We start from the raw sequence: 4,418 nt of genomic DNA on the forward strand, positions 1-4,418 counted from the left end.
GATCTTCAAGCTGATTTGATCATTAACAACGCCCCTTAAAAATCTAGACGACAACTATGCTAACACGGGGGGAAACAGCCGATCGCAATCACCGAAATACGCATAAGCGACATATTGTTTTTTAAAGTTAACTGGGCTTAGATATCCAAGAGCACTGTCCTTCTTGTTCGATTATAATCAACTTCGATGTGCTTGGATGAAAATACGCAAGTGCTTGATGCATCTCTTCTCGCGGGTGAGGTGTTGCGTTTCAAGTGGCGGAGAGCCTTTAAATCAGAATGCTACCCGAACAAAAAAATGGCCATAAGAAACTAAGATGTTTCATGGCCACATTGTTAGATTAATGTTAAATAAATTGAGCTACGGATACTCCCCATATTTCAGCTTAGTATTAACACAATCATTTACCATCGATAGCCCAAACTAACTGTATATGCTTCTCTTGTTTCACCTTTATTATAAAGGGCTGTGATATTATAGTGTTTACCTATTTGCTTATTAAAACCAATCAAATAAGCCCATTGATTTAGAGAAACATCAACGTCATAAGTGAACTCACCTTGTAACGCATCTACATAACCTAGATTACCGGATAACGTAGAATCTAAGCCTTGATATTCAGCACCAATTAATAACTGAGCTCTATAATCAACAAGCTGATAACCAACCATTGGTTGAGCAACAAACAGAGTATCACCCCAGCTCGAAGAGCCCTCTAATCGTGTTTGAGATGCGGTCATATTAAGCGTGGCGAAAAATTCTTTATACCCGACGGCTAGTGTAGTACCCACACCTAACAGATCATAGTCAAGACTTAAAGGAAGCTTCAATCGACCAGGGCTACACAGAGGGAGTCCTTCATTGCTTAGCGCACTACATAAGGCATCACCTAATCCAGGATCGATGCCGTTTAAACTATCTTTAACTTCGTTTAAACTCTCCGATGTATATTGCGCATCAATGGTTGCCTTAACTTTAATCTTTCCAGCTAAAGCGTAAACATTCCAGAAAGGCAAAATATAGACATCTCCCCTTATACTAAAACTCTCAGCATTAACTTTGGCGAAGGTCTCTGTCGGTTCAAAGTCCTTATCTAAATTCTGAAGGCCTAATGCTCCGAGACCTAAATTAAAAGATTGAAAGCCAAGATCCATATCTTGATTGCGATAAGCGACAGAAAAACCGTATGGAAGAGGAATATCAATACCTTGTCTACGGACTAAGTCTCCCATCAGTGGGAAAAAACTACTGACCTCGACCTTTTCTTCTCGAATACGAGGATCTGATGCTTCTTCAAGCTTTTCACTATCTAGAACTTCGACACCATCTACATCGTCATAAAAAGCGACGGGAGTCATGAGCAATGACAGAGTAAGCTTTTCTTTTTTTCTAGTTACTCCGTTTGCCACAATGGTTTTGCTTTTAACGTAAAATTGACCATTGTAACGCTCACTGATTAAGATTTCTTGTCTATAATCCTCAATTCTATAAGTACCATAGGTAAATGGTTGCGAATTAGTGATCAACATTTTAACAGGCTTGCGATCTTCAACACTTATCTCAACTCGCATGAAACGAAAATAGGCGACATCTTGAGGTAGTTGATACTTAGAATAGTTAAAACGTACAATTGCACGACGTTCATCTAATTCTTCAACGGTAACCGAAGACCGATCGTAACTATCTGAGTAGGCGCGAAGTCGATATTCTGTTTTAGTCAAATATTCAATGGAGTCTATCGCTCCACCATCTTCTGAGAGTGAAGGTTCACCATCGATTTGAGAAATTTGATCCTGAAAATATTTAATCCTCAAATCAATATTTCCCTTTAAATCTGTTGTTTGCACTAAATAAAAAGATGAAGATGAAGCCTCCTCATTAATTGAAGTGACTTTACGAACGTGCTCAACAATATGATCACCTTGAGATAAAGTACTAATACCATACTTAGGTAGGTGTTCCGGTATGCCATACTGCTCAAAAATCGAAGCTTCTTTTGCATTAGCAATATTAGAGAGTATCAAAATAAAAGAAAAGAAACTTACGCACCAAGATCTACGAAATAAAATAAAAAAAAATTTCGATGATTTACTTTCATCTCTATCCAACAAACTCTATTTAGCATATGTAGCATCATTCCTACCTCACTGTAATAAAAGACGACTTAGTAAATAGCATCACAAATACCTTGTGATGTGCTAGCATCAATACCCATATTTATCGTAGCATCCCACGCTGTAATATTCTTGTTTATTTCGCCACCATCATCCGTGGCATTATTAACTATCACCAATATGTTATCTGTATCTTCTTGGTATCGATATTCAGGGTTGAATAATTCATCGCTAAACCACAAACTCGATACTTCTCCCATAAGAAGAAGGTCACCTTCATCAGGCGCTATCTTCGATCCGCTTTGGTTATATAATCGATTAAATACAAAAGGAATTTCAGCTTGGTTACAGGCTTTTCCACCGAAGCAAGCCAAATTACCTATTGTGTCAAAAATAGAGTCTTCAATCAGCTGGTTATTAAAACTTGCGACATAGTCAAAATGATAAATGATAGGAGTGATGTCATGATCGACTTCTTTTGCGTAATCACGAATAGCACATTTATATATCAATTGATTATTTAATTGATTAAACTTTCTTATCTCTTCTGATACCCCATCTAAAGTGGTAGGATTTTCCGATGGTGAGAAATCATCAAAGCGTAAAGGCGTGTCGGTCAACCGATCTACATATAGGATTGATGATATTAACGTGTACGCAGGTATATCTGCTATTTGTGGCAAATCACGAATATCATCACTATCTCCTATTAAAAATAGGACAACATCAAGTAATTTAATACCCGGTAATAATTCTATATTAATCAAGAATAGTAACTTTAACTCCGCTATATAACTATCCGTTTCATTGTTATTAAATCCTATAATAGAAGGGACGGTTAAAGGAGCTTCATGAGCGAGGCTTGTTACGTGATAGCCTGGGTATTCCTCATATTCTGTGCAAACCCCAAGGAATGTCTTTATGCACTCACGATGGGACTCAATGTAGGGTGAAAAGGGAAGTAATTTCGCTCGCGGTTCGATTGCTGCAATATCCGATGCGTATTTCAAAGTAAGCTTCGCCACAATCGATTCCGTGCTATCGCCATCTTCAATCCAGCCCAAGATGTCACTGACCATACTTTCGATGGTTTGGTCAGGTAAACCAAACAAGCGTCCCGTTATTTCTGCTTTTACTTGTTTTTGTAGTTCTAAAATCTGATCAACCGTCAATTGGTTAATACTTAAATCAGGATACAGCGTTGCCATTGCAGTTTCTAAAGTGTCGTATTGGTCTTTCGCTGCAGCGTATGATTCAAATGAAAGTCCGAGCGGTAAACTTTGCATAATCGCTCTGCTAAAGAAATTACCGGCAATATCATCTTCAGGATCGCGCTCTCCACTGGTTGTTTGCTGAAGCGCATTAATTGATGTCGCACCAGCACCTTGCCCAAATACAGTGACGTTTGTACTATCTCCGCCAAAGTCTTCGATATGTTGGCTAACCCACTCTAGAGCTCGCTTTTGATCACCAACCGCAAAGTTGCCTCCTTTCGTTTGACCTGCATCTTCAACCCACCGTTTTCCCAATAAACCAAGACGGTAGTTAAAAGTAACAGCGATAAAGGGGTTATCACTCATTGTACTTTGTGCAACGGCGACATCTGGAATTATATTGGGCAGGTGTCCAGATCCCGTTTCAAACGAACCACTATGGATATAAACATACACAGGTAATAAATCACCTGAAGTCGCATTATTAGGTCTCCATACGTTCAAGTAAAGGCAGGTCTCTGAGTACAATTCTGTTGAGCCAAACTGAGGGCATATGTTCCCAAAGTCTGTATACGAATTATTTTCGGTCACCGCTTGTGCTAGAGGCAGCATCACACTGTGTTCAAAACGGTCAGGCGCACCGAAGAAAAAATCACCTTCGCTACTATCGCCCGAGTAAGCATAAGGTATCCCTTTGAACGTTTCTATTGTAACCAGTGAGATACCGTCTTCAGTCGCAGAAAGTGAAGGGGCGACTGTGATTATTGGTTCTTTGAGGCCTTGTATAGTCACTTCACCTATTTGAGCCTCAAAAGTAATGGGTTGAGGTGATTCCTCTTCAGGATCAGGGGTAAAGCTGAACTCAGTAGAATCATCACGACAACCGAAAAGTACAACTCCGATCAAGACCAAAAATGCTTTTGTCATCACTTACCTCTTCAATATCGAAAGTAAAGAACATTGCTATCACGCTTTGAATACCAAAATCAATCTTCTAATATTAGACTTAAAAATCAGAAAAGGTGGACAATATTACAATTACAGGTTCTGTCGTAAACAGTGGTGATAGGGGCTTTGTTTCCTAATTGGA

At 39.1% G+C, this 4,418-nt stretch carries 2 protein-coding genes; both read right to left on the reverse strand.

Translation table 11 applies throughout. The annotated features are described in order from the left end of the window. Positions 1–404 precede the first annotated feature (404 nt). A complete protein-coding gene (locus AB4583_RS21250; RefSeq protein WP_241823395.1) occupies positions 405–2,108 on the reverse strand; it encodes a hypothetical protein in 1,704 nt (567 codons plus the stop codon). 56 nt (positions 2,109–2,164) lie between these two features. Continuing rightward, positions 2,165–4,255 (reverse strand): carboxylesterase family protein, encoded by a 2,091-nt coding sequence (locus AB4583_RS21255; protein ID WP_017069049.1) that lies wholly within the window; start codon positions 4,253–4,255, stop codon positions 2,165–2,167. Between the last annotated feature and the right edge of the window lie 163 nt (positions 4,256–4,418).

The sequence above is a fragment of the Vibrio sp. 10N.222.49.C12 genome, from assembly GCF_041475025.1.
GTDB classification, from domain to species: domain Bacteria; phylum Pseudomonadota; class Gammaproteobacteria; order Enterobacterales; family Vibrionaceae; genus Vibrio; species Vibrio crassostreae_C.

Bases quoted from the DNA above. Each gene is read 5' to 3' on its own strand.
- AB4583_RS21255 (WP_017069049.1), bottom strand. From the start codon at position 4,255: ATGACAAAAGCATTTTTGGTCTTGATCGGAGTTGTACTTTTCGGTTGT.